Source organism: Streptomyces hyaluromycini (assembly GCF_002217755.1).
Classification (GTDB): Bacteria; Actinomycetota; Actinomycetes; order Streptomycetales; family Streptomycetaceae; genus Streptomyces; species Streptomyces hyaluromycini.
On the sequence record NZ_BCFL01000016.1, the window covers coordinates 1,643,246 to 1,668,564 of the forward strand.

15 protein-coding genes are annotated in these 25,319 nt (G+C 70.5%); 11 read left to right on the forward strand and 4 right to left on the reverse strand.

Annotated elements, in window-relative coordinates; all coding sequences use genetic code 11:
• Positions 1-139 precede the first annotated feature (139 nt).
• Positions 140-1,141, reverse strand: coding sequence for a cytochrome c oxidase assembly protein (locus tag SSP29_RS07735; RefSeq protein ID WP_089099668.1), 1,002 nt, complete (start codon positions 1,139-1,141; stop codon positions 140-142).
• 154 nt (positions 1,142-1,295) lie between these two features.
• Here SSP29_RS07735 and SSP29_RS07740 point away from each other — a divergent pair, with 154 nt between their 5' ends.
• The 9 genes from SSP29_RS07740 (at position 1,296) to pstB (ending at position 13,919) form a co-directional block, all read left to right on the forward strand.
• Complete coding sequence (locus SSP29_RS07740; RefSeq protein ID WP_089099669.1) at positions 1,296-1,883, forward strand: hypothetical protein; 588 nt, start codon at positions 1,296-1,298, stop codon at positions 1,881-1,883.
• Positions 1,884-2,054: 171 nt separating this feature from the next.
• Positions 2,055-2,717 carry a hypothetical protein gene (locus SSP29_RS07745; protein ID WP_150133733.1) on the forward strand — a complete coding sequence of 221 codons (663 nt, stop codon included), beginning with the start codon at positions 2,055-2,057 and terminating at the stop codon, positions 2,715-2,717.
• A gap of 360 nt (positions 2,718-3,077) precedes the next feature.
• Positions 3,078-4,052 carry a phosphate ABC transporter permease subunit PstC gene (gene pstC / locus SSP29_RS07750; RefSeq protein WP_167449866.1) on the forward strand — a complete coding sequence of 325 codons (975 nt, stop codon included), beginning with the start codon at positions 3,078-3,080 and terminating at the stop codon, positions 4,050-4,052.
• A gap of 2 nt (positions 4,053-4,054) precedes the next feature.
• Positions 4,055-5,518 (forward strand): phosphate ABC transporter permease PstA, encoded by a 1,464-nt coding sequence (gene pstA, locus SSP29_RS07755; protein ID WP_089099672.1) that lies wholly within the window; start codon positions 4,055-4,057, stop codon positions 5,516-5,518.
• Positions 5,518-7,224: a substrate-binding domain-containing protein gene (locus tag SSP29_RS07760; RefSeq protein ID WP_089099673.1), complete on the forward strand. Its 1,707-nt coding sequence runs from the start codon at positions 5,518-5,520 to the stop codon at positions 7,222-7,224. Before pstA ends, SSP29_RS07760 begins: the two co-directional genes overlap by 1 nt.
• Positions 7,221-9,842 carry a hypothetical protein gene (locus SSP29_RS07765; protein ID WP_089099674.1) on the forward strand — a complete coding sequence of 874 codons (2,622 nt, stop codon included), beginning with the start codon at positions 7,221-7,223 and terminating at the stop codon, positions 9,840-9,842. Before SSP29_RS07760 ends, SSP29_RS07765 begins: the two co-directional genes overlap by 4 nt.
• A gap of 176 nt (positions 9,843-10,018) precedes the next feature.
• Complete coding sequence (locus tag SSP29_RS07770) at positions 10,019-12,010, forward strand: Ig-like domain repeat protein (RefSeq protein WP_089099675.1); 1,992 nt, start codon at positions 10,019-10,021, stop codon at positions 12,008-12,010.
• A gap of 77 nt (positions 12,011-12,087) precedes the next feature.
• Positions 12,088-13,002, forward strand: a complete 915-nt coding sequence (locus tag SSP29_RS07775) for a sortase (RefSeq protein WP_089099676.1) — start codon at positions 12,088-12,090, stop codon at positions 13,000-13,002.
• 95 nt (positions 13,003-13,097) lie between these two features.
• Positions 13,098-13,919 carry a phosphate ABC transporter ATP-binding protein PstB gene (gene pstB / locus SSP29_RS07780; protein WP_089099857.1) on the forward strand — a complete coding sequence of 274 codons (822 nt, stop codon included), beginning with the start codon at positions 13,098-13,100 and terminating at the stop codon, positions 13,917-13,919.
• Positions 13,920-13,934: 15 nt separating this feature from the next.
• On the opposite strand, the gene SSP29_RS07785 is transcribed toward pstB, so the two are convergent.
• Positions 13,935-14,765, reverse strand: coding sequence for a M55 family metallopeptidase (locus tag SSP29_RS07785; RefSeq protein WP_089099677.1), 831 nt, complete (start codon positions 14,763-14,765; stop codon positions 13,935-13,937).
• Between the two features lie 78 nt (positions 14,766-14,843).
• Here SSP29_RS07785 and SSP29_RS07790 point away from each other — a divergent pair, with 78 nt between their 5' ends.
• A complete protein-coding gene (locus SSP29_RS07790) occupies positions 14,844-15,131 on the forward strand; it encodes a hypothetical protein (protein WP_089099678.1) in 288 nt (95 codons plus the stop codon).
• A 131-nt stretch (positions 15,132-15,262) separates the two neighbouring features.
• Complete coding sequence (locus tag SSP29_RS07795; protein WP_089099679.1) at positions 15,263-17,062, forward strand: phosphatidylglycerol lysyltransferase domain-containing protein; 1,800 nt, start codon at positions 15,263-15,265, stop codon at positions 17,060-17,062.
• Between the two features lie 31 nt (positions 17,063-17,093).
• Here SSP29_RS07795 and SSP29_RS61525 read toward each other — a convergent pair whose 3' ends face one another.
• Together SSP29_RS61525 and SSP29_RS07800 are read right to left on the reverse strand one after the other, a co-directional pair.
• Positions 17,094-17,354, reverse strand: a complete 261-nt coding sequence (locus tag SSP29_RS61525) for a DUF6959 family protein (protein WP_438363777.1) — start codon at positions 17,352-17,354, stop codon at positions 17,094-17,096.
• A 1-nt stretch (position 17,355) separates the two neighbouring features.
• Positions 17,356-25,221: an RHS repeat-associated core domain-containing protein gene (locus SSP29_RS07800; RefSeq protein WP_089099680.1), complete on the reverse strand. Its 7,866-nt coding sequence runs from the start codon at positions 25,219-25,221 to the stop codon at positions 17,356-17,358.
• Positions 25,222-25,319 lie beyond the last annotated feature (98 nt).

Below are 25,319 nucleotides of genomic sequence, written 5' to 3' on the forward strand. Positions count from 1 at the left end.
GTTGTCCGCGGCGCCATCGTTCGTCCGCGGCGCCGTCGTTCGTCTGCGGCGCCGTCGTGGCTGGTCGCGCCCACGCGGCGGTAGCCGCACATGCAATACAGCCCCGCGCCCCCAGAACGGCGGCTGCGCCGCCGAACGGTCAGTTCTCGCCGTGCTGGCGGCGGATTCTCGCGGCGACCTCGTTCTCCTCCGTCTCCCACCAGGGGCGGACCCGGTCGGTGGCAGGGGCGGGGGTGGCCGAAGCGGCCTGGAGACCCGCGGACGCCGTGGCAACCGCCGGGACCACGGCGAGCTGCTCGTCCAGGTGGCGGTCGAGGGCCGCCGCCTGGACGCGTTCCGTCCGCGCCCACTGGAACAGGATCGCCAGCAGGAACGGCAGGGCGACCAGTTCGGCGATGCCCAGCATCGCGCCGCCGCCGATCTGCTGGTCGTGCCGGACGTCGGGGGCCCAGGACGGGTGGTGGTGCAGGTACCACGCGCCGGCGATCAGCGTGCCGTGCGTCATGACGACGACTCCCGGGACGGCGTCGATCACACCGTCCAGGAAGACCAGGGCCGCCCGCACCGGATGGGTGCACCAGGCCGGCAGGGTCTCCTCGCGGGTCAGGACCGGTACGACGAAGAGGCTGCCCGCCGCCAGCAGGTGCAGGTACATCAGCTCGTGCAGCCAGCCCACGCGCAGCGCGGTGGCGAAGTACGGGGTGAAGTAGATCGTCAGCTCGGTGGCGAGTACGAGGGCCGTGCTGACCAGGGGAAAGGTCAGGAGGCGGACCAGGCGGCCGGTCATCGCGCGGCGGACCCGCGCCGCGGCGCCCGCCGGCAGCGCCTCCGCCGCCAGCCGCAGCGGGTCGCCCAGGGCCAGGCCGAGCGGGGCCACCAGGTCGAGCAGGATGTTCTGCACGGCCGCGGGCCAGAACAGCACATGGTCGTAGACGGCCAGGCCGGACATCGTCGCGACGACCAGCGCGCCCAGGCCCAGCACCGCGAAGGCGGCGGCCCGGGCCGGCGACCAGGACCCGCCCCTGCCGCGCACGCGCAGCACGCCCCAGCCGTACAGCCCGCCCAGGGCCAGGACCAGCAGCAGCGCCGGCAGGTCCGGCTGCCATGACGTCAGCAGCCGGCCCACGGTCAGCTCGGCCATGCGGCCCACCCTCCTTCGGTCGGGGACGAAACGGGTCAGGTCAGGTCCACTGGGCGACGCTATACCCGGCCTGCCCCGGCCCGGCATCGGGGCTCGTGCAGAATCGGCGCGATCACCGACCGGTGATCGGCACTGTTCGCGAGGTGGGGGATTCATGTTCGGAAAGCGGCTCATAGTGAGCGGAGCCATCGCGATTCTGATCGGCACGCTCGGCGCGTGCTCCGGGGGCGGGGACCGGGACGGGAACGGTGTCGACAACGGCGTCAGTTACGGACAGGACGACACAGGCACCGGCACCGGCACCGGGGCGAGCACCGGGACCGGCTCCGCCCCGGACGGCTCCGCCTCCGCCCAGGACGACACCGTCCACGGACTGAAGGACTCCGTCCGGCACGTCACCGCGAGGACCGTCCGGGCCACCCGGCCCCGCCTGGTCAGGAAGTGCTCCACCGCGACGCGCCGGGTCCGGCACACCTCCAGCAGCGGCACCGGCAGCAGACGCACGACCCGCACCTGGTACACGACCGAGCGGTACCGGTCCTGCACCAAGGTCCGCAGCGGCACCGAGACCTACCGGAAGACCGTCCGCGCCGAGAAGTGGTGTGTGGAACTGGACGACGTGAACGGCGACAAGCGGCGGGACGACGTCTGGTACGAGGTCAGCCGCTCGGTCTACGGCGACGCCCGGACCGCGGACGACCGCGCCCGGCTGGAGTTCTCCCCGGTCGCCGACGCCTGCTGAGCCGCCCGCCCCCGCGTCACAGTTCTGTGCCGGGCCAAGGTGATCCTTGTTCACCTTCGTTCGGCCGTGCTTAAAGTGATCAACGCGGCTCGCGGATCTTGATCACCTCCGCCGCCGTACAGGGGACGCAGAGATCACGGGGGCTCTTTCATCATGGGGGAACGATTCGTCATGCCCCGGCGCCTGCAGACGCGGCCCGTCGCCGCGCTGCTGGCCGCCGCCGGGATCGTCGCCGGGGTACTGGTCGGCAGGCCGGGGCTGGAGTCGGTGGCGGGGTGCGGGACGTCGGGGGACCCGTATCCGTCGCGGACCGCGAAGGACTGGGTGTCGTACGCCGATCACGTCGTCGTCGCCAGTCCGACCGGGGAGCGGGAGACGAACCGGCGGACCTACGCCAAGGGGTCCGTGGCGTACGCGATGGACCGGCTGGTGAGCTTCCGGACCGACAGCAGGCTGTGGTCGCGCAGCTCGCCCCGGCACGCACTCGGCACCGCCTTCGACATGGCGGCCCCCGGCTGGGAGGTCTACCGGTCCAGCGGCACCCGCGTCGCCGAGATGGCCACCGACGCGCCCCGTCTCCAGGTCGGCCACACCTATCTGCTCGCCCTGCGCTGGCACGAGGGCGGCTGGACGGTCCTCGGCGAGGGCGCGGCCGTGCCCTTCGACGACCACACCGGCGACCAGGGCGAGTGGTGCGGACGCGTGCTGAGCAAGGAGGACGTCGCCGAGGGCGAACACTTCTCCCGGCACGACGACCACAGTCTGGAGAAGGCGCTGCTGGGGCAGGACGAGCAGGCCGTCAAGAGCGCCCTGGACCGCGCGGGCCGCGGCTGAACCTCGCCCTCCGCCCGTCCCGGCCCGGCCGGGCCGCGGCACGACCGCCCCCGCCCCGCCCGAGCAGGCGCGATCCGACCGAACTCGCCCTGCCCCGACGCCTCCTGAGCAGTACGGGTGCCTCGTGGGACTCGTCCCGCCCGACCCTCCAGTACACAGGCACCCACACCTCCCCCACTGAAATGGCATGAACAGTTCACCTGCTCTCCATGTTCGACGCGTTGGTGCGCAAGGAACCGGCCATTGACTCTCGGTCGCGGCACCCCGATTCGGAGCCGTGTAGGGGAGAATCGCTTCGTATAGGGGGGCACAGTGGTGTCCGCGCTCAAGGATTCCGCCGGGGCGGAATCCGAAAGACCCGTGCCCAGGCGGCCGTCGCCCGCCCGTGGGCTCGGGGACCGGATCTTCCGGGTCCAGTTGACGGCCTCCGGGGTCATCGTCCTCGCCATTATGGCCGCCGTAGGGCTGTTCCTGCTGCTCCGGGCCGGACAGGCGCTGCGGACCAGAGGAATCTGGGACTTCCTCACCACTGCCCAATGGCAGCCGGACGTGCACCGCTTCGGCATCGCGGCCGTTCTCACCGGCACTCTGCTCATCGCCGCCGTGGCCGTCACGATCAGTGTGCCGCTGGCCCTCGGGACCGCCCTGTTCATCTCGGACATCGCGCCCCGCCCGCTGCGCCGCACGCTCGTCTCCATGGTCGACCTGATGGCCGCCGTGCCGTCCGTGGTCTACGGCCTGTGGGGGCTCTTCTTCCTCCAGCAGCACGTCATCGGGGTGTCCCGGTGGCTGTCGGACTGGTTCGGATGGATCCCGTTCCTGCACGTCGACGGTACGCAGCCGGGTGAACCGCTGGCCTCCCAGAGCGTCTACACCGCCTCCACCTTCGTCGCCGGCATCGTCGTGGCGCTGATGGTCGCGCCGATCCAGTGCTCGGTGATGCGCGAGGTGTTCGCGCAGGCGCCGGCCGGTGAACGGGAGGGCGCCTACGCGCTCGGCGCCACCCGCTGGGGCATGATCCGCGCGGTCGTGCTGCCGTACGGCATGGGCGGGATCATCGGCGGCACCATGCTGGGCCTGGGCCGGGCGCTCGGCGAGACCATCGCGGTCTACCTGATCATCTCCCCGGTCTTCACCATCCAGCCGCACATCCTGCAGACCGGCTCGAACTCCGTCTCCTCCCTCATCGCCCTGCACTACGGCGATGCCTCCACCTTCGGCATGTCGGCGCTGATGGCCGCGGGCCTGGCGCTGTTCCTGCTCACCCTGGCGGTCAACTTCACCGCCTCCTCGATCGTGGCGCGGTCACGGTCCGGCGCACAGAGCGAGGCGTGACGATGACCGTCGTAGACCTTGAGAAGGGCGTCCCGCAGGAAGCCCCCGAGGACGCTTCCGCAGACACCGCGGACACCGCCGTGGCCGCCGCCGCCGCGCTCCCCGACGTGCCGCGCCGGATCGGCGGGGTCACCCGCTCCGGTGTGCTGTCGGTGTTCGGCGCCGCCGCCTCCGGGCTGTGCGTCACCGTCCTGCTCTTCGGTGAACTCGCGCCGTTCTCCGGCGCATTGGGGTTCTTCATCACCGCATACCTCTCTTTCCTAGGTATCTACGCGGTGTTGACAGGGCTTGAGGAGGACGGGCAGGCGGTACGGGACCGGGTGATGACCGTCGTCCTGTGGACGGCGGGCGGGCTGATGTTCACCGCGCTCACGATGGTCGTCGGCTTCACCGCGTGGCGCGGCCGGGAGGCCCTGCCGCACGCCAACTTCTTCACCCAGGACATGCAGGCGGCGGGTCCCCTCGACCCGCTGACCCACGGCGGCATCGCGCACGCCATGCTCGGCACGCTCATCATGATCGCGATCGCGCTGGCGATCACGGTGCCGCTGGGCCTGGCCTGCGCGGTGTACCTGAACCAGATTCCCGGCCGCTTCTCCCGCTTCGTCCGCACCATCGTCGAGGCGATGACCGCGCTGCCGTCGATCGTGGCCGGCCTGATGGTGTACGCCGTCTGGATCCTCAACCTCGGCATGCAGAAGTCGGGTCTGGCGGCGGGCTTCGCGATCAGCGTGATGATGCTCCCGATCGTGATCCGCGCGGCGGACGTCGTCCTGCGCCTGGTGCCCGGCACCCTCACGGAGGCGTCCGAGGCGCTCGGCGCCCCGCGCTGGCGGACGGTGTGGCACGTGGTGCTGCCGACCGCCCGCTCGGGCCTGGCCACCGCCGTCATCCTCGGCACGGCCCGCGGCATCGGCGAGACCTCGCCGGTCCTGCTCACGGCGGGGTTCACGGCAGCGCTCAACGGCGACCCGACGAGCGGCCCGATGGTCTCCCTCCCGCTGGCCGTCTTCAACTTCGTCAAGTCCCCCGAGCCCACGATGATCGCGCGCGGCTTCGGCGCGGCGGCGGTCCTGATGGCGCTGGTCCTGGTCCTCTTCGTCATTGCCCGCGTGATCGGCGGCCGCGGCCCCGGCCACCAGAACAAGCGCCAGGCGCGGCGAGCGGTGCGAGCGTCCCGCCGGGACACCACGAGGTTCGCCGAACTCCACACGCCGGGACTTGAGTTGTTCGAGACCGGCGACCGTGACAACTCCGGCGAGAGCAACGAACCCAGGGGCGCGGGGAACGGCGCGCCCAGCCCCGACGCACCCGCGGCCGACAACGGCGAGCAATCCCCCGCAGACAACGCGCCCGCACCCGCCGACGGCGAATCCGCCCCACAGGGGCCACTCGCACCCGACGACGAAACTGTCACGGGTGGTGCGGGTGGGAACGAAGACCTCGCAACAGGAGACAGTCACTGATGTCCAGCCAAGTCATCAACGCCCTCCGACGGCTGGGCATCCTGGCCGCACTGATAGGCATCCTCGGCACCATCGCCGGTACTCCGGCCGTCGCCGACAGTTACACCCCCATCGCCGGCGCCGGCTCCACCTGGGCCGAGAACGCCGTCGACGAATGGCGTCGCGCCGTCAACCAGTACGGCATGCGCATCAGCTACGCCGGCACCGGCTCCTCCGACGGCCGCCGCCAGTTCCTCTCGGGCACCGTCGACTTCGCCGTCTCCGACATCCCGTTCCAGACGAACCCCACCGACGGCAGCGCGGCGGAGCGCCCGGCCTCCGGGTCGTACGCCTACATGCCGATCGTGGCCGGCGGCACGGTGTTCATGTACCACCTCACCGTCAACGGCAAGAAGGTCACCAACCTCCGCCTCTCCGGCGACGTGGTCACCAAGATCTTCACCGGGGTCGTCAAGACCTGGGACGACCCGGTCATCAAGGCCGACAATCCGGGGCTGCAACTCCCCCACCGCACCATCGTCCCCGTCGTCCGCTCCGACGGCTCCGGCTCCACCGCCCAGTTCACGATGTGGATGGCGAACCAGCACAAGGCGCTGTGGAACGCCTACTGCGCCAAGGTCGGCCGCTCGGGGGCGTGCGGGCAGACGTCGTACTACCCGACCGTCTCCGGCATGATCGCCCAGTCCGGTGACCTCGGCGTCGCCGGTTACGTCGCCCAGAACTACGGCGAGGGCGCGATCGGGTACGTCAACTACTCGTACGCGCTCAACGCGCACTACCCGGTCGCCAAGATCCTGAACCACGCGGGCTACTACACCGAGCCCACCCCGCAGAACGTGGCGGTCTCGCTGCTCAAGGCGAAGATCAACACCAACAAGAGTTCCGCGGACTACCTCACCCAGCAGCTCGACGGCGTCTACAACGACTCCGACCGGCGCAACTACCCGCTGTCCAGCTACTCGTACATGATCCTGCCGCTGAAGGTGCAGGGCACCTTCACCAAGGCCAAGGGCAAGACGCTCGGCGCGTTCTCGTACTACTTCATGTGCCAGGGCCAGCAACAGGCGCCGAAGCTCGGGTACTCGCCGCTCCCGATCAACCTCGTTCGGGCCGGCTTCGACCAGATCCGCCGGATCCCGGGCGTGCAGGCGCAGAACATCAACATCAAGAACTGCAACAACCCGACCTTCACGGCCAACGGCGAGAACAAGCTCGCGCAGACCGCGCCCTACCCGGCCGCCTGTGACAAGAAGGGCGCCGCGCCCTGCACCAGCGGCAGCGGCGGCGCCACCACCGGCTCCGGCAGCAGCAGCGGCGGTTCCTCCGGCGGCTCGACCGGCTCGACCGGCACCAGCACCAGCGGCGGCACCACCGGCGGCAACGGCTCCGGCTCGGCCGGCGGCGGCAGCGCCCAGCCGTCCGTCGACCCCGACACCGGCCAGACCATCTCCCCCGGCGACGCTACGGGTTCCGCCTCCGGCGGCACCGGTACGGGCGCCGACGGCACGGTGGCCCTCGCCCAGCCCGTCGCCGTGGCCACCGGGCACGGCTGGACCGGCACCCAGACGCTGATGCTGCTGGCCGCGGTCCTGGTCTTCGGCCTGCTCCTGCTGCCCTCGCTGGTCTCCCGCCTGGTCGGAACCAAGGCCGACGGAACCGGCACCGGCACCGGCAACAGCCGCTCCGACGACGGGAGTTCGCGATGAGACGCACCCGGATACGCAACGCGCTGATACGCCTGCTGGCCGGCGCCACCGTCGGCGCCCTCGCCGGACTCGCGGTCGCCCAGACCGCTCCCACCGCCACCGCGGCCACCGGCTCCGCCGTGACCGTCTCCGGGCGCGGCGAGTTCAAGGACATGAAGTTCACGGTCAGCCAGACCAAGAACCTCACCAGCCAGGCCGTCACGGTGAGCTGGACCGGCGGCACGCCGACCACGTTCGCGGGCACGCAGTTCAACACCGACTTCGTGCAGATCATGCAGTGCTGGGGCGACGACGACGGCACGGTCCCGGCCAACCCGGGCCCGGCTCGCACCCAGTGCCAGTACGGTGCCTCGCCGACCACCGGCCGCTCCACGTGGCCGGGCAACGGCCAGGACGACACCCGGCAGGTCTTCTACAACGCCGACCCCACCAACTACGGCCAGGACAACCGGTACGGCGCCGCCAACCCGAACGCCGGCGGCGAGGTCCCCTTCAAGTCGGTCGACGGCACCACGATCACCACGAACACCCAGAACAACGCCTTCTACAGCTACAACACCACCAACGAGATCGACTTCGCCCGCACCGGCGCCGGCGGCACCGGCAAGGAGTTCTTCGAGGTCCAGACGGCCAACGAGGCACCCCATCTCGGCTGCGGCATCCCCGTCACCACCGACGGCGTGACCAAGCCCCGCTCCTGCTGGCTGGTGATCGTCCCGCAGGGCCACCTGGACCTGGACGGCAAGCCTTACGCGGACAAGAGCCAGGTCAACGCGGGCTCCCCGGTCTCCTCCACCAACTGGCAGAACCGGATCGCGGTCAAGCTGGACTTCAACAGCGTCGGCAACAACTGCGCCCTCGGCGCCGACGAACGCCCCACCACCGGCAGCGAGCTGGCCGCCGACGCGATGACCAGCTGGCAGGCCCAGCTCTGCTCGGTCGGCAAGGTGTTCGGCTACACCGAGCTCGGCGAGCCGGACACCCGGTCCCGGGTGATCGCGGACGGTTCCTCCGGACTCGCGTTCACCACCCGGAAACTGGGGGCGGATCCGGCCGCGCCGGCCCCGTCGGGTACGACCACGTACGCGCCGGTCGCGCTCTCCGGAGCCGTCATCGGGTTCACGATCGAACGCAGAGCCTCGTCCGACGCACCCGCGTCCGAAGAGAAACTCGACGGCACCAAGGTCGAGTCCATCAAGCTGAACCCCCGACTGGTCGCCAAGCTGCTCACCGAGTCGTACCGCAGCTCCACCTGGGGTTCGGTCATCAACGGCACGGCGGCCAAGGGATACGGCTGGGCGAAGAAGAACCCGTCCGGGCTCGCCACGGACCCGGAGTTCCTGGCGCTGAACCCGGAGTTCGCGTACCTGTCGGTCGCCGAGACCCCGGCCACCGACACCGACCTGCTGACCTCGCTCGGCCACTCCGACACCGCCCGCGCGATCTGGCAGTGGATCTACGCCGACAAGGACGCCCGCCAGTTCCTCGCCGGTGTCCCCGACGACGACGGCATGCGGGTCAACCCGTACTACAGCACCAACGCGGATCTGAACCCGCTCAACATCTCCTTCGACCCGTCGAACACCGACGAGTACCCGAAGAGCGACCCGTGGTGCACGGTCCCGCCCGGCTCGGACGCACCCGCCACGAACAAGCAGTGCATGATCGACTTCCACCCCTATGTGGAGGACATGCACGCCGGCGCCCTGCACGCCCGCCGCGCGGACGTCCTGTGGAAGTCCACCTGGGACCCGCTGGCCACCCCGCCCGCGTACAAGACCGCGGGCCCGCAGATCGTCGGTTCGCGCTTCGTCATCACCATCACGGACGCCGCCTCGGCCGCCCGCTACGGCCTCCAGACGGCCGAGCTGAAGAACTCCGCGGGCAAGTACGTGGCCCCGACCACGGCCGGCCTGACCGCGGCCGCCGCGACCGCCACCGGCTCCGGCGTCGCCGAGATCACCCCGGCGAACGCCACGGCGAAGGACGCCTACCCGCTGGCCGAGCTGGTCTACGCGGCGGTCCGTCCCGGCAAGGTGACCAAGGCGGCCCGCCAGGACTACGCGGCCCTGCTGCGGTACGCCTCGGCCACCGGCCAGACGCCGGGCGCCGACCCGGGCCGGCTGCCCGAGGGCTACGCCCCGCTCTCGAAGAAGCTGCGCGCCCAGACCGTCAAGGCGGCCGACGCGCTCCTCGACTACACCGGTCCGACGTCCACGGGCAGCGGCTCGGCCGACGGCGGCGGCACCGACACCAGCGGTGGCGGCGCCCCGGGCAGCGCCGGGAACACCGGTGGCACCACGGGCGGCGCCGGTACAGGTACCGGAGGCGGCGCGAGTGCCACGCCCAGCGCCAAGGCGTCGTTCGACGGCGGCAAGGCACTGGAGACCACCGCGGCCGGCAACACCCCGGCCGACCCGGCCAACCCACTGCGGTACGCCGTCCCGGTCGGGGCCGCTCTCGGCGCGGTCGCCGGAGTGGGCGCGCCCTTCGCGGGCGGCGGCCGACTGCGGCTGCCGCTGCGCCTCCCGCTGCCCGGCGGGCGGAGCGTGACTGTCGTGCCTGAACTGTCGGAGCTGACGGAGCAGTTCAAACGACTCCGACGGCGCCTTCCGTAACCCCACACCCCCACACCCCGAGCGCCTGACCGGCGCTCCCCACCGACCGGAACACCGCCCGGTGTTCCCGAAGACGGCCGTCCGCCCCGAAAGGCAGTCGGGGCGGACGGCCCGCACCACCCTGCCAGATCCTCTGGCAACACCCCAGCTAGCAAGCTCTCGTCAGGAGACTCTCGATGCGCAGACTGCGCTCTCAGGCGGCGTTCGTCGCCGCGGCCGTGGTGGCCGGCGGCATCGCCCTCGCCAGCCCGGCGGTCGCCGACCCGGACGCCGGCGCCTTCCGTCAGCTGGTCGGCGTGGGCTCGGACACCACCCAGGACGTGCTCAACGCCCTGGCCGGCGACACCGTCAACAGCACCAGCTACTCTGCCACCGCCGTGAAGTCGACGAACGGCGCGGGCATCGCGTCGTACGACGCGATCCAGCCCGGCACCGGCGCCACCGGCACGAAGATCACCACCCGCACCGGCGGCACGACCTTCCTGCGCCCGAACGGCTCCGGCGCCGGCCGCACCGCCCTGAGCGAGTCGCTGACCGGTGACCTGGACGCCTCCGGTGCCTCGGTCAAGGGCCAGGTCGACTTCGCCCGCTCCTCCGGCGGTCCGTCCGCCTCCGGCACCGCGCTCACCTACATCCCGATGGCGCGTGACGCGGTCGGCGTCGCGGTCAAGGGCTCGGGGCTGGACACCCTGACCGTGCAGCAGCTGCACGACATCTACATCGGCCGCCTGACCGAGGTGAACGGCCAGACCGTGCACCCGAAGATCCCGCAGTCCGGCTCCGGCACCCGCAAGTTCTTCCTGAACGCGATCGGCGTGGCCGACAGCGACGTCCCCGCGAGCATCGGCGTCGTCCAGGAGAACCAGGCGAACGCAGCCCTCACCGAGGACGGCGCGCTCGTCCCGTTCTCCGTCGGTTCCTGGATCGCCCAGAACAACGGCGTCTCCCCCGACTACAGCAAGACGGCGGCCGCCGCCGGCGGTCACCTGGCCTCCGTGCAGCTGCCCGGCGACGACGGTGCCACCAGCCCGATCACCACGGTGAACGGCAAGCTGGCCCCGGTCAACGCCTACTACGAGAACGCAACGTTCGGCCGTGACGTCTACAACGTCGTGCCGAGCCGGTCGATCGACCCGACCAGCATCTTCTACGACAAGGACCTGTACGACGTCTTCGTCACCAGCGGCAGCCACACCGCCGAGCTGGCGTCGGACGCCGCCGAGTCGGTCATCGCCAAGTTCGGCTTCGTCAACGAGTCCTACAACGGCTCCATCTCCGTCGCCAAGCACGCCAAGCTCGGCGGCCTGGAGGAGTCCAGCTCCTTCGACCACTCGGTTCCGAACGCGCCCACCCTGAAGTCCACGATCGGCGACGCGAGCCTCAAGCTCAGCTGGACCCCGAGCAGCACCGTCCCGGCCATGCCGGTGACCGACTACCGGATCACGCTGACCGACGCGGACGGCGGCGTCGTCGCCACGAAGGACGTCGACACCTCCACCACGTCGTACTCCTTCACCGGCCTGGCCACCGGCACCTACACCGCCGCGGTCACCGCCAACAACGTCAACGGCACCGGTGCCGCGGCCACCTGGACCGGCTCGGTCAAGTACGCGAGCAAGACGGTGGCCATCACCGCCACCACCGCGTACGGCAAGACCCCGAAGGTCTCCGTCACGGTCACCGACACGCACAGCGTGACGCCGACCGGCAAGGTCACCGTCAAGGACGGCACCACCGTCCTCGGCACCGGCACCCTGGACTCGTCCGGCAAGGTCACCATCGGCCTGTCGAACCACCTCAAGGTCGCCACGCACTCCCTGTCGGTCTCCTACGCGGGCAGCACCAGCCTGAACGCGTCCTCGACGACCGTCTCCCTGAAGATCACCAAGGCGTCGGCGGCGGTCTCCACCTCCGCCCCGACCTCGGTGAGCCACACCGCCAAGGCCAAGGTCACCGTCAAGGTCACCGCGACCGGCACCACCCCGACCGGCACCGTCCGCATCTACCAGGGCACCAAGGTCATCGCGACCGGCACCCTGAGCAGCGGCAAGGTCACCATCACCCTGCCGAAGCTCGCCAAGGGCAAGCACACCCTGCACGCCTTCTACGTCGGCTCCTCGACCGTGAACTCGAAGACCGGCGCCAACTTCACCATCACCTCCAAGTGACCGTCTGACGGGCCCGCCGGGAGCCTCGTACGGCTCCCGGCGGCCCCTCACTGATTCTTCGAAGGAGGCGGGCCGCCATGACCGTCGCCGTACCGACACCGAAAACCCTGGCTCCGGCCGTGCCCCGCAGGCCCGTCCGCAGCCTCACCTTCGTCCGCCACCTCTCGCGCGGCGGACTGCTCAGCCTCGCCGCCCTGCTGCTCGGCATCACCGCCCAGCTGCTGGTGTTCAGCGGCGCCCAGGAACACTCCGCCCAGCACGCCGACTTCGACCAGCTGCGCGAGCAACTCGCCCTGGGCACAGCCCCGGTGGCGCAGACCGACCAGGACGGCAAGCTGCTGGCGCCCGGCACTCCGGTCGCGCTCATCGACATACCGAAGCTGGGCCTGAGCCAGGTCGTCCTGGAGGGCACCGACTCCTCCGTCATGACCGACGGCCCCGGTCACCGCCGGGACACCCCGATGCCCGGCCAGGCCGGCACCAGCGTGCTGATGGGCCGGGCGGCGGCGTACGGCGGCCCGTTCGGCAAGCTCTCCCAGCTCGCCACCGGTGACACGTTCTCCGTCACCACCGGCCAGGGCAAGGCGAAGTTCCAGGTCATCGACGTACGGCGGGCCGGCGACCCGGCGCCGACGGCGCTGGCCTCCGGCAAGAGCCGGCTGGTCCTCATCACCGCCACCGGTACCAAGTACATCCCCTCCGGGGTGCTGCGCGTCGACGCCGACCTGGTCTCCGACACGTTCCAGACCCCGTCGGCCGTGATCCGGGCCGGCACCCTGCCGAGCTCCGAGGAACCGCTGGCCCGCCCCTCCGGGGTGCCGTGGCCGCTGGTGATGTGGCTGCAGGCGCTGCTGCTCACCGCCGTGGCCGCCGTCTGGACCTGGCACCGCTGGGGCCGCCACCAGACGTGGATCGTCTTCGCCCCGGTCGTCGCGGTGCTCGGCCTCCAGGTCGCGACGCGGACCACCGAACTGCTGCCGAACCTGCTGTGACCGAGGTGAGTGAAGTGTCTGAAGCAACCGAAGTAACTGAAGTGACCGAAATGACCGAGACTGCCGAGACCGCTGAGACTGCCGTGACTGCCGAGATGACCGACACCGTCGTACTCCCCCCCGCCGTGGTGGACGGACCCGCACCGGCCACGCTCGAAGCCCGTGCCGTCTCCGCCTGGTTCGGCTCCCACCAGGTGCTCAGCCAGGTGTCGCTGACCATGCCCTCGGGCGAGGTCACCGCGCTGATCGGCCCGTCCGGCTGCGGCAAGTCGACGTTCCTGCGCACCCTCAACCGGATGCACGAGCTGATCCCGTCCGCGCAGTTCGGCGGCGAGGTGCTCTTCGAGGGCGAGGACATCTACGACCCGTCCTGGCGGCTGACCGACGCCCGCCGCAGGATCGGCATGGTCTTCCAGAAGCCGAACCCGTTCCCGGCGATGTCGATCTACGACAACGTGGTGGCGGGCCTGAAGCTGACCGGCACCAAGGTGAACCGCCGGGAGAAGGACGTCCTGGTCGAGGAGTCCCTGACCCGCGCCGGTCTGTGGAAGGAGGTCCGCGACCGCCTCCGTCAGCCCGGTGGCGCCCTGTCCGGCGGCCAGCAGCAGCGCCTGTGCATCGCGCGGGCTCTCGCGGTCCGCCCCCGGGTCCTCCTCATGGACGAGCCGTGCTCGGCCCTGGACCCCACCTCCACCCGCCGCGTCGAGGAGACCATCCACGACCTGGCCGGGCAGGTGACGATCGTCATCGTCACCCACAACATGCAGCAGGCGGCGCGTGTCTCCCGGCAGTGCGCGTTCTTCCTGGCGGAGCAGGGCACCCCGGGCGGCATCGTCGAGCACGGCGACACGGAGGCCGTCTTCAACTCCCCGCAGGACCAGCGCACGGCCGACTACGTGGCGGGCCGGTTCGGCTGAGCCCGGGAAACGGGCTCAGCAGTACGGGGGCTGGTCGGTGAGCGAGGAGGCGACCCGCATCCAGACGCCGAACTGGCGGTAGAGGGCGGGAAGCGGACCTCGGGCCTGGACGGTACGGCTGTCCACGGCCGTCACGCCGGGGATGCCGAGGAGGACGGCGGGGACGGAGGCGGACTGCCAGCGCACGGCGAGCACCGACTCGCCCTCGGGCGCGGCGGGCCGCTTCGGCGCGGGCGAGAGGGCCTCCATGACCGCCTCCTCGATCGCCCGGCGGGCCTCCTCCGCGGGGCGCAGCTCGGCGGCGAACCGGTCCCGGGCGTACTTCACGGGCGCGGTGACGACCGATTCGTCCCAGGCCGTCATCTCGGCGCACGCCGCGTCGTCACCCGTGAGTGCCACGACCGGAACGCCGAGCGCCGCGGCGGTGGCGTGCGCGAGCCCGATCTCCCCGGCGGGCCTCCCGTCCAGCCAGATGTCCTCGATCTCGTGGCCCATAAAACTGTGACTGAGGACACCGAGGGCCCCGGCCCGGGAGTGGTATCCGACACAGACCGCCGCGTCGTGCTCCGCCGTGAGCCCCTCCAGCATGAGCATCTTCTTCGGCTTGCCGCGCACCAGGCGGGCGGCGGGGTGCAGGTGTTCGGGGAGCAGGTTCCGCATCGGCCCGTGGGCGTCGTTGACCAGCACCTCCGTGGCGCCGGCTGCCACCGCCCCGCGTACCGCCGCGTTCACGTCCTCGGCCATCATCGACCGGCCGCGCTCGTAGTCCCGGCCGCCGGGCTGCACATCGTCCCGGTCGACGAGCCCGGTGATGCCTTCCATGTCCACGCTGATGAAAATACGCACGTCCTGAGGCTATCCGGACCCTACGTATTGTAGGTTCCCCATCGGCCACGGCGGCTCGTCAGCTCACGGGGGTACTCCATGCAGGGCACGGACACACAGGAGGCGCGGCGCGGCCTCGCCCCCACGGTGGCGGTGCTGGTGGCGAGCCTGCTGGTCGCGGCGGTGGGCGTGTACGAGCTGTCCGGCTTCGGTCTGCAGGCCCTCGACCGGCGCCCGCACCTGTTCAGCGACGGGCTGGCGACCGGCGGGGTTATCGTGGCGGCGGTGGCGGCCGGGGCGGCGATCGGCAACCTGGCGTGGATGCTGGCGGCCCGGCGGCGGGTGGAGCGGGAACGGGCGCGGGCGCAGGCTCCGGTGGGTCCGTAAGAGGCCGTACGCCCTTTCACACCGTATTCCCGACCGAGGCGGATCCCTCCCTCGTCTCCCACAGTTACCTTACAGACTGTAGGGTCAGCCCTCCGTCAACCCGCTCCCCGTCCCCAAGGTGACCGGTCCCCATGCCCGCACAGCTGTCGACCCTGATCCCGACCCGCGTCTCCGCCGCCCTCCGCGCCCCCTCCGGCGCCTCCGGCGGCACGCTGCGCAGGCGGGCCGCCGACTTCACCGTCTGGTACCTGCGCGCGATCGCCGTGCTGAACATAGTGGCGGTGATGTCGCTCCCCTTCCGCCAGGAGGTCGACGAGCACAACAACGGCCGCATCACCCTGCACCTGCACCGGCAGCACGCGCACCACAGCGGCCAGTTCTTCACCCCGTACCTGGCCACGGCGGGCCTGGTCTCGGCCGCCCTCGCCATCTTCTTCGTCCTGGTGATGCGCCGCCGCAAGCGCGCGGCCTGGGTGGTCAACCTGCTCCTGTCCGCCCCGCTCTTCGCCCTCTACGTCCTCGCCCTCACCCAGCACGAGTACCGCGCCCACGCCTTCAACTGGGTCTCGGCGGCCCTCACCGGCCTCTTCGTGGCCGCGCTGCTCATCAGCCGCCGGGAGTTCAACGCGGTGGGTGACCCGTCCAACCCGAAGACGGCGCTGGCGGTGGGGGCCGCCGGCGTCCTGGTGACCGGCGGCCTGGGCACCCTCCTCGTCGACGCCACGAACAAGCTGCCCGGCGCCACCCTGCCCGACGAGATCGCCTACACCCTCCTGAGGGGCGTCAGCGTCGGCCCGCTCGCCGACCACGTCACCGCGGTGCACGCCCCCCGCTGGGCCGACATCGTCATCAACGTCCTCCTCGCCGCCGCCTTCTGCCTCGTCCTCTACGCCGGCTTCCGCTCGCCGCGCGGCCGCCGCCTGCTCAGCGCGGAGGACGAGACGAAGCTGAGGTGCCTGCTGGACAAGCACGGCGCCCGCGACTCCCTCGGCTACTTCGCGCTGCGCCGCGACAAGATGGCGATCTTCTCCCCCACCGGCAAGTCGGCGGTCACCTACCGCGTCGTCGGCGGCGTCAGCCTCGCCTCGGGCGACCCGATCGGCGACCCGGAGGCCTGGCCCGGCGCGATCGACGCATGGCTGACGGAGGCGCGGCAGCACGCCTGGACGCCCGCCGTCATGGGCGCGAGCGAGGAGGCGGGCACCGTCTACGCCCGGCACGGCCTGGACGCCCTGGAACTGGGCGACGAGGCGCTCGTCGACATCGCCGACTTCACCCTGGAGGGCCGCGCGATGCGCGTCGTCCGCCAGGCCCACAACCGGGTCCACCGCGCCGGCTACACGGTCCGCATCCGCCGCCACGAGGACATCCCCGCGGACGAGATGGCAGCGCTCATCGACCGGGCCGACCACTGGCGCGACGGCGCCACGGAACGCGGCTTCTCCATGGCGCTCGGCCGCCTCGGCGACCCGGCGGACGGCCGCTGCGTGATGCTGGAGTGCCGGGACGCGGACGACACCCCCCGCGCCCTCCTCAGCTTCGTCCCCTGGGGCGAGCAGGGCCTCTCCCTGGACCTGATGCGCCGCGACCGCGACTCCGAGAACGGCCTGATGGAGTTCATGGTCGTCGAACTCCTCCTCCGCGCCGCCGAGCTGAAGGTCGACCGCGTCTCCCTGAACTTCGCGATGTTCCGCTCGGTCTTCGAACGCGGCTCCCGCCTCGGCGCGGGCCCGGTCCTGCGCCTCTGGCACACGACCCTGACGTTCTTCTCCCGCTGGTGGCAGATCGAGTCCCTGTACCGCGCGAACGCCAAGTACCGCCCGGTGTGGGAGCCCCGCTACATCCTCTTCACGAAGAGCAGCGACCTGCCGAGGATCGGTCTGGCGAGCGCACGGGCGGAGGGGTTCCTCACGGTGCCCTGGGGGTCATAACGAGTCCGGGCAGCATAACTACGGACGCCCTTCAATATGGCAGTTTACAGCCAGCCGCACGCATCATCTCTTCGTAATGCGCGACGAACTCGGCAAGCCCTTCTTGAAGTTCCCGAGCCGAGTACCTGGCATTCTCGGAATCGCCCGAACTCAGCTCTTCCAGCAACTCGTCGGCCACACCCTTCAAGGATCGGAGGGTGTCCCCTTGTACCAGCAGTCCTGGGAATCTGCGGCTTGAGCGTCGGACAAGCGCACAGGCCACCGTCTCCTGGAGTAGTTCAACCTCAGTCATTTCATCCTCGCGGGTAGAAGGTGATGTGCGGCGCTCCCTCGGCGAGCTCCCAGGTGAAGATGTCAATTCTTCCGCCACGGCCGAGTTCTATCGACCCCTGGGGCAGAGAGCTCTTGACGGAGTGCTTGGTCCTGCTGTTGATCCCAGTGATCACGTAGTCCCAGTCGGACAGTGCGTGAGTATTCCCCGTCGCGCGACTCCCCACGACGGAGATCGGATGGCCGATACGGTCTGCCGCATTCTGGATTCTAGCGATCTCGGATCCAGTGAGGTTGTCCAGTGAGGCCCCGTTGCCCACAACTACGTTGCACGGCCCCGAGTTGTGAACGAGTATCGGAGTCTCCCCCGCCAGCACATAATAGGTGTGCAGTTGGGAGACAGTGAGGTTGTACCGCTCGCCGGCGCCGGGGGTCCCACGGACGATGACGACGTAGGCCTTGTGACCGTCCGCGGTGGCGAGGGCGTCGTGGGGCTTGAGGTCGGCCGCCGGGACCCAGGCGTGGTCGGTCTCGTCCCAGAACGGGTGCTGCGACGTCGTGTGGAGGGTCTCGGTGTGGCCGTCCGGGGTGTGGACGGTCACATCGACCAGGTCGTTGTCGAGGTTGCGGTGGAGGGCGGTGACTTTGCGGGTGCCGCGGTGCTCGCCGGTGCCGGGGTCGGCGGCCTCCACCTCGTCGCCCGGCTTTACCTCGCCGATCGGCTTGGTCTTCCCGTCCGCCATCAGGACCGGCGTGTCGGCGCGGAAGCTGCACTGCCCGCCCGCCGTGTCATCCGTGCTGTCCGTGCCGCCCTGGCACACCGACCCCAGGACCGCGTCGCCGAGACCGCAGGCCACGGCGCCGGTGACCATGTCGAGGAGGTTGCCGCTCGCCGAGCAGCTGAATCCGAGCAGACCGCCGACACAGAATCCGCCGCCGCCGTCCCCGGCACCCGGTGGCAGTCCGCCGCCGCGGACGCCCGCGATACAGCTGTTCGTGCTGGAGCCCTGGCTGCCGCAGGTGGCGCTGTCGTCGGCGGCGGCTGTAATGGTGGGGGCGGTCGGTTTGCGGGGGGCGGCGTCGGCGATCCTGATCGGGTGATCGAGGTCGATCATCGGCTGACGTTCGGTGGTCCAGCGGTGGCGCGTAGGACTGCGCCACCAGCGATAGGCGGTGGTGCCGTTGTCGTAGTACGTCCACTGCTGGGTGGTGGTGTAGCTGTAGTAGTCGGTGCGCGTGTAGAGGTAGCCGTCATCGAGCCACTTACTGGTGGTCTGCCAGCTGGTGGTGCTGGTTTGCTGCTTGGTGCTGGTGACAACGGGCTTGGTGGGATGCGGCGGCTGCGGCGGCACCGTGGTGGTCGGGGGCGGCGGTACCGCGGGCGTGCGGATGGCGGAGGCGTCGAAGGTGGCGGTCCCGGTGGCGGCGTCGTAGAGGATGGCGGACGCGGCGACGACCACCACGACGCCGCCGACCACGAGGAGCACCTCGCCGGCGCCCACGGTGGCGGCGGCCCCAGCCACGACCTCCGCGCCCTCGACGACGGCGCCCGCGGCCTCGGCGGCGGCACCCACGGCCTCGGAGCCGTAGTTCCGGGCCATGGACCAAAACTCGTCGTCGAACTGGGCCTGGGTCCAGTTCTTCACCCCGCTGACGACGTCCGTGAGCGACATGTGACCGTCGGGGTCGAGGCGGCTGGTCGGGTTGGCGTTCCCGTACAGGTAGTCGTTGGTGGAGGTTGCGTCGGTGACCGGAACCGGGGCGGTGTCCGCCGAGGCGAAGGTGCCGCTGCCCGGGTCGTACCAGCGGGACTCGGCGGAGACCCGGCCCGTGGTCGAGTCGGTCCAGCTGCCCTGGAAGCCGACGGTCATGGTCGCCGCGTTGGACTGGGCGGTGACCTTGCCGAAGGGGTCGTAGGCGCGGGAGGCGAACACGTCGCCGAAGGTCGTGTCCAGCGAGGCCACGACGTTGCCGTGCACGTCCTGGACCAGGGGCATGGCGGTGCCGCCGGCCGGCTTGCCGGACAGCAGGGTGCCGTCCGCGGCGCGGGCGTAGGTCCAGCTGCCGTCGCTGTCAGGCTCCTTCGACAGCCCGCCGTAGCCGAGTTGACGGGTGGTCATGCCGTCGGAGACCGACAGGAGGCGGTCCAGACTGTCGTAGGAGTAGGTGTGCTGTCCGTCGCCGACCAGGCGGTCGAAGGAGTCGAAGAGTGACGCGGCGGCGGAGGTCGCGCCGCCTGCCATGGTCGTGGTGGTCTTCGCCAGGGTGCCGCGCGGGGTCCAGTCGTAGCCGGTGGTGTCGCCGCCGTTGGCGGCGGACCGGGTCAGGCGGTTGCGTTCGTCGTACTGTGCCGCCGTCGTCGCACCGGTCGGTGTGTGCGCGCTGCCCGACCACGGGGTGGTCCAGGTGCGGTTGCCCACCGCGTCCCAGGTGTAGTCGGTGCCGGTCGGTGTGGCACCGTCCGTCGAGGAGCGGACGAGCCGGTTGTCCTCGTCGTAGTCGTAGCTGGTGGTGCCCGCGGCGATGTAGCGGCCGGTGCGGGTGGCGGTCTTCAGGTTCCCGTTCTTGTCCCAGGTGTAGGAGAGCGTGCTCTTCTGGTCCTGGAAGGGGGCGTCGGGGGTGACGGTCTCGGAGGTGAGGCGGCCGAGGCCGTCGTAGGTGAGGTCCTGGGCGGGGTAGTAGGTGCCCTCGCCCGGCACGCTGCCGGTGATCTTCTTGACCTGGCCGGCCGTGTCCCGGGTGTAGGACACGCTGGCGCCGGTCAGCCCGTCGTAGACGCTCCCGACGTCCTCCAGGCCGCTGTAGCCGTAGGACACCGACGTCGCCGGGTCCTGCTGATAGGTGAGCCGGCCCAGTGAGTCGTAGTGGTATGTCGAGGTGCCCAGGGCGCCGTTGCTGCCGGTGAGCAGGCCGCGGTCGTCGTAGGTGAAGTTCTCGGTGCCGCCGGGGGTGCCGATCGAGGTCGGCCGGTCGTCCAGGTCGTAGCCGAACGACCGGTTCACCGTGCCGCCTGCGCCGCCGGTGCCGGTCTGGCCGGTGTTCCGGTAGTAGGTGTCGTAGGTGTACGACGTGGAGACGCCGCCGGGTTCGGTCACCTTGGTGAGGCGGCCGCCCACGCCGGAGCTGTGCTCGTAGGTCCAGGTGCGGTCGGCGGCGGCCGGCTGGGCGCTGGTGGCGGGTTCCACCCGGGTCTGCAGCCAACTGCCAGCGTACGTCTGGTACGTCGTGTGCTGGTCGGCGTCGGTGACGCGAGTGGCGTCGCCGAGCACGTCGTAGCCGATGGTGGTGACCGGGTTGGCGGCGACCGTGCCGTCCGCGGCCGTCGGGGCCGGGTCGGTCAGGGCGGTGAGCCGGTTGCCGGCGTCGTAACTCGCCTGCCAGACGTTCCTGTTGGGGTCCTTGACGGCCGTGACGTTGCCCGCCGGGTCCACGGTGTAGTCGGTGCGGGCCACCTCGTTGCCGTCGGCGTCCTTGGCGATGACCGCGGTGCGGCGACCGGCCAGGTCGTAGTCGGTCTCGGTGGAGCGCTGCAGCGGATCGGTGACCAGGGTGAGCCGACCCGCGACGTCGTGGAGGTAGTTCGTGGTGCCGCGGCCGGTCTCGGACTCGGAGCTCAGCTCACCGGCGGCGTTGTAGCCGGAGCGGGACTCGAAGACCTTGCCGTCGATCGTCTGCCAGCTGTGCGTCGGCTCGCCGAAGTCGTCGTAGCGGTACTGGGTGATTTCCTGGTCGGGGGTGGCGGTGCCGTTGCGGACGACCTCGTCCAGGGTCTGGCGGCGGTCCATGTCGTCGTAGGTGCTCAGCGTCTGGGCACCGGTGAAGGAGATGGCCGACAGCAGGTTGGAGTTGTCGTCGTAGGCGTAGGTGGCGGGGGCGCCATCGGCCTTGTTCGTGTCCCGGTTCCAGCGGGTCGCGGTGTGCACCCGGTTGCGGGCGTCGTAGGTGTAGTCGCTGCGGCCGGACTCGCTGTTCGTCTCGGACAGCACATTCCCGGCGTAGTCGTAGGTGCGGTGCTCGAACGAGCCGTCGGTGCTGATGACGTCGGTCAGGTTGCCGCGCGTGTCGTAGGTGAAGCCCGTGCCACCGCCCTTGGGATCGCGGAAACCCTCGGACTCGCCGAAGGCGTCGTAGCCGTACTTGCTGACGGGCCTGGTCATCGTCGCCCCGGCGCCGGAACCGTCCTCGACAGGCACCGCGGGTCCGGTCACGGTCGAGGTGCGGCCCATCGGGTCGTACGTGTACGAGGTGGTGTTCTGGCGCGGGTCAGTGACCGTGAGGACGCGGCCGAAGGCGTCCCGGGTGTACGTGGTGACGAGGTCGGCGGTGACGTCGTTGTGGACCACCGACTGCGTCATGGCACCGGTCACCGGGTCGTAGGACTGGCTGGTGGACTCGGTGCGGGTGCCGTCGGAGACCGTGGTGCCCGTCTGCAGGCCCGCCTTGTCGTAGCTGTAGGCGGTGGTGCGGTTCAAGCCGTCCGGGTCGACGGTCGTCGAGGTGCGCTCGTTGGCGTCGTCGTAGCCGTACGTCGTCGTGCGGGCGTCGCTGCCGCCGCCCTCCACGTCCTTGAGCAGGTTGCCGGCCAGGTCGTAGGTGTACGAGTGCAGCGGGACGTCCCGGGTGGAGTCCGGGTTGTCCGGGTCGGCGTGCGTGATGTACGTCTCGGACTTCAGCAGGTCGTCGTGGGTGTAGGTGTACGACACGACGTGGCCCTTGGCGTCCCAGAAGTCCGAGAGGCGGCCCGCGTTGTCGTAGTCGTAGGCCTTCAAGCGCACGCTGCGCGTGGCGGCGCCGCTCTGGCCGGGCGTGTCCGTGTACGCGGGGATGGCGACGGAGCTGAGCTGGCCGCGCGAGTCGTAGGTGTAGTGGTAATGGATGTTGTTGGCGTCCCAGGAGTCCGCGACGTGGCCCACCCCGTCGTAGAGCTGATGGGACAGGACGTGGCCGTCCTGGGTAGTGCTGGTGAGGTGATCCCGGGCGTCGTAGGCGTAGCTCTGGTAGCGAGTGACGTTGGGTTCCTCGGGTAGGCCGAGGTAGTCGACCCGTGAGGCGGAGGCGAGGTTTCCGTCCGCGTCGTAGGTGTTGAAGACCTGGAGCTGGTGGTCCTGGTTCGAGGTCGGGCTGTGCACCGTGTCGCCGATGGCGGACAGCACCCGCCCGTGGGTGTCGTAGGTGTACGAGGTCGTGTACCCGGAGCCGCCCGGGGTGTCGGAGACGGTCTGGTGGTTCATCAGGCCGTGGCTGTCGAAGTAGCTGTTGACCGTGCCGCCGGTGGGCAGCTGTTCCAGGGTGCGGTCGCCGAAGCGGTCGTAGCCGTAGTGGGTGACGTGTCCGTCCGGGTCGGTGACGGTGGCCAGCAGGCCGCAGGGCTGGACGCTGCCGACGGGTGCGGCGGGGTCGTTGACCACCGGCGGCTGGGTGCCGGAGTCACAGGTGTAGCCGTACGTGGTCGTCGCGCCGTTGGGCGCCGCCTTGGTCGGCGGGGTGGTACGGGTCTTCAGGCGCTCGCCGCTGTAGGTCATGGTGACGGCGTGGTGGTTGCCGTCGGCGACGGAGAGGGTGTTGGCGTACGGCGTCGAGTCGTACTCGTAGTGCGTGTTGACGATCGTGCCGGTGGTGTCCCGGTTGCGGTTCTGGTCCTGGAGCCGGCCGGTGATGCTGTCCCAGTGGTACTCGGTGATGTTGTCGTTCTCGTCTGTCAGGGCGGCGACCCGTCCGATGTTGTCGTACTGCCAGCTGCGGATGTCGCCGTGGGTGGGCGTGGTCCCGCCGGTCCACCGGGAGAGCAGGCTGCCGTGGGCGTCGAACTCGTAGTAGACGTCGACGCCGGTCGGATCGGTGGTGTGGATGACGTCCGAGGCGTTCGTGTCGCCGCTCGGCGGGTTGATACGCCGGTAGAACCAGGTGTCCCAGCCGCCGCTCACCAGGTCCGAGGGATAGGCGATGGTGTAGAGGCGGTCGCCGCTGTACGTCAGCTTGGTGACGGCGGCCGTGTTGGGTCGGGTGATCTGGGTCAGCCGGGGCACCGTGTGGGAGGAGTCGGTGGCGCCATACGCGTAGCTGGTGCACCGCGGGGTCGGCTCGGCGTCGCAGACCTGGGTGAGCTGGTTGCCGGTGTAGGTGTACTTCCAGGTGTTCCAGCGCTCGCCGGAGGCCAGGCCCGCCGACACCGCGGTGACATGGCTGCCGGTCCAGGTCAGGAAGATCGACCGCTGGGAGGGGCCCTCGTCGATCTCCGTGATGTGGCCGCCGCTGACACCGAAGTACAGCTGGCTGCCGTCGGGTGCGTAGAACCGCTTCACGGGCTGGTGGCCGCCGGTCGGCGAGAACTCGGCCGACGAGCCGTCCTTGAACCGCAGCCAGGGCACGCCCGTGTCGTGCTCCACCTCGTACTTCACCGAGTCGCCCTCGCCGTACGACGCTGCCCAGCTGCCGTCCGGGTTCTTGCCGAACTGGATCTGCTTGCCGTCCTTGAAGGAGGCCCGCACCCAGCCCTCGGAGGTGGGGTCGATCGCCATGTCCAGGATCGAGGACCAGCCGGTGCCGAACGCGCCGTTGACGGTGTTGACGGAGTTGTAGACGCGCTCCACGGCCAGCGGCTGCGCCCCGTCCGGGACCGGCACGCTGAGGTCGGTCTCGTCATGGGTGTAGTTGCCCGCGAAGAGGTTCACCCCGGCCGGGTCGAGGGTGGCCGGGTCCACGCCGTAGTGGGAGCCTTGGGAGGCGGCCGGGGTGACCACGGGGGTGAAAGGACTCGTCGGCGACCAGAGCCCGGTGAGGGAGTCCCTGGCCCGGGCCCGCCAAAAATAGGTGGTGTTCCACTTGAGCCACCCCGGCGGCACCGTCCACAGGGCGGCCGCCTGGAAGCCGTCACCCATGGTGACGTCCTGCCAGCCCGAGTCGTGGCAGCCCTTGGTTGCCTCCTGGTCCTCGCACACCACGAACTCGGACTGCACCGGCTGGGTCTTGTCCGCCGCGAGAACGAACTCCATCTGCGGGGTGAGCGTGGCAACGGTCTCGCCCCACCGCGGGTAGACCAGGCTGCCGCCGCTCGGCGCGGAGTGGGGGACGTTGAACGCGTAGGCCGCGCTCACCGGGACGCCGTGGGTGGAGAACCAGGTGTCGGAGGCGTCGGTGTTCAGTCTGGCGTCCCAGACGATGCTGAACGCGCCCGCCGGCAGCTCCTCCACATTGGCCAGGACCCGGACCGACTGGCCTCGGGCCACGGCCACGGTGATCTGGGTGCCGTAGCCGTTGCAGTCGTAGGCGCTCTGGTCCCCCCGGTAAAGGTGGTAGCCCAGAATGACGGAGTTGGCCGCCCAGTCCTTGGTCGAGGTGTTCTTGACGGTGACCCACATGGCGCCGTTGACGTCGTATGCGGGCCGCACCGCGAAGGGCTGTTCGGGGGCGTAAGTGGCGCGGTAGGGGGTGGGGTCCGGGGGCACGGGGCCTTCGTTGAGGCACGCGTTGGTCGTCGCCGTGCTCAACGTGCTCCGACGCGCCGACGGACTCCGGCTGCCGGTCGGCCCCTTCAGATAGGGGGGCCGCTTGGGCAGCGGGTGGGCGGCACGCAGGGCGGCGAGCTTCCGCTGGGCCTTGCGGTCGGCCGGGGACGCCGGGACGCGGACCGGTGCGTGCCGGGTCTTCTGGGCCTTTTCGGCGGCGTCGAAGCGGGCGAGCGCCTTGTGCCAGGCGTCTCCCGGCTTGCCGCGGCTCTGTGTCGGCCGGTTCGGGTCGGGCTTGGCCGGCGCGGAGACCACACCGGGCGGCAGCGGCTTGGACACCACCGCAGACGCACCGGCGTGCCCCACGTTCGGGCCCAGCAGGCCGGTGAGCAGTGCGAGCGCAAGAACGAAGACGAGCCGGACCCGTACGGCGGCAGGGCGCACGATTCCCCCAGGTGGTGTGGACCTCGAGAGAGCAGATCATCCATGTCCATGCCAATTCGGCCAGAATGAATGAACAGCAAGCAAACAGACTGGCAACA

Coding starts and splice junctions, on each gene's coding strand:
- SSP29_RS07735 (WP_089099668.1), bottom strand. CDS start 1,141: ATGGCCGAGCTGACCGTGGGCCGGCTGCTGACGTCATGGCAGCCGGAC.
- SSP29_RS07740 (WP_089099669.1), top strand. CDS start 1,296: ATGTTCGGAAAGCGGCTCATAGTGAGCGGAGCCATCGCGATTCTGATC.
- SSP29_RS07745 (WP_150133733.1), top strand. CDS start 2,055: ATGCCCCGGCGCCTGCAGACGCGGCCCGTCGCCGCGCTGCTGGCCGCC.
- pstA (WP_089099672.1), top strand. CDS start 4,055: ATGACCGTCGTAGACCTTGAGAAGGGCGTCCCGCAGGAAGCCCCCGAG.
- SSP29_RS07760 (WP_089099673.1), top strand. CDS start 5,518: ATGTCCAGCCAAGTCATCAACGCCCTCCGACGGCTGGGCATCCTGGCC.
- SSP29_RS07765 (WP_089099674.1), top strand. CDS start 7,221: ATGAGACGCACCCGGATACGCAACGCGCTGATACGCCTGCTGGCCGGC.
- SSP29_RS07770 (WP_089099675.1), top strand. CDS start 10,019: ATGCGCAGACTGCGCTCTCAGGCGGCGTTCGTCGCCGCGGCCGTGGTG.
- SSP29_RS07775 (WP_089099676.1), top strand. CDS start 12,088: ATGACCGTCGCCGTACCGACACCGAAAACCCTGGCTCCGGCCGTGCCC.
- pstB (WP_089099857.1), top strand. CDS start 13,098: ATGACCGACACCGTCGTACTCCCCCCCGCCGTGGTGGACGGACCCGCA.
- SSP29_RS07790 (WP_089099678.1), top strand. CDS start 14,844: ATGCAGGGCACGGACACACAGGAGGCGCGGCGCGGCCTCGCCCCCACG.
- SSP29_RS07795 (WP_089099679.1), top strand. CDS start 15,263: ATGCCCGCACAGCTGTCGACCCTGATCCCGACCCGCGTCTCCGCCGCC.
- SSP29_RS61525 (WP_438363777.1), bottom strand. CDS start 17,354: ATGACTGAGGTTGAACTACTCCAGGAGACGGTGGCCTGTGCGCTTGTC.